The sequence below is a fragment of the Sphingomonas sp. CFBP 13706 genome (genome assembly GCF_014842355.1).
Taxonomy (GTDB): Bacteria; Pseudomonadota; Alphaproteobacteria; order Sphingomonadales; family Sphingomonadaceae; genus Sphingomonas; species Sphingomonas aerolata.
Genome location: NZ_JACYVM010000085.1, coordinates 1 through 354, shown reverse-complemented (window position 1 = coordinate 354; position 354 = coordinate 1). Strand labels below are relative to the sequence as shown.

Here is a 354-nt window from a genome sequence, read left to right as displayed (position 1 = left end):
GCGGCGGTTGGACTGCTGTTGGGCGGGCTGATCGCTGGCTATGCGCTGCCGGGTCCATGGCCGATGGTCTTGGCTGGCGCATGCATGGCCGCCACGGCGATGGTCGTCGCCCGCGATCGGCGACGGGACGGATTCTTCGTCAGCGGGTATCGGTCCGGGCGCACGTGGTGGGTGACGTTCGCGATGCTGCTGGTCGGGTTGGCTGCGCTGGTGGGCGCGATCGTCCTAAAGCAGCGCTATGGCATTACTTGGGCGCCGGTCGCGATTGGAGGCGGCATGGCGGTGTTCGCTACGATAATGAGCATCGTGTGGGAGCGGATGTACCGGCAAGAGTTGGATGGAGCGCGGCATGGG

1 protein-coding gene is annotated in these 354 nt (G+C 66.4%); it reads left to right on the top strand.

All coding sequences use genetic code 11. From position 1 onward, the window contains the following. Nucleotides 1–18: 18 nt before the first annotated feature. On the top strand, nucleotides 19–354 hold a 336-nt coding region (locus IFS44_RS21770; protein ID WP_206757908.1), incomplete at its 3' end, for a hypothetical protein.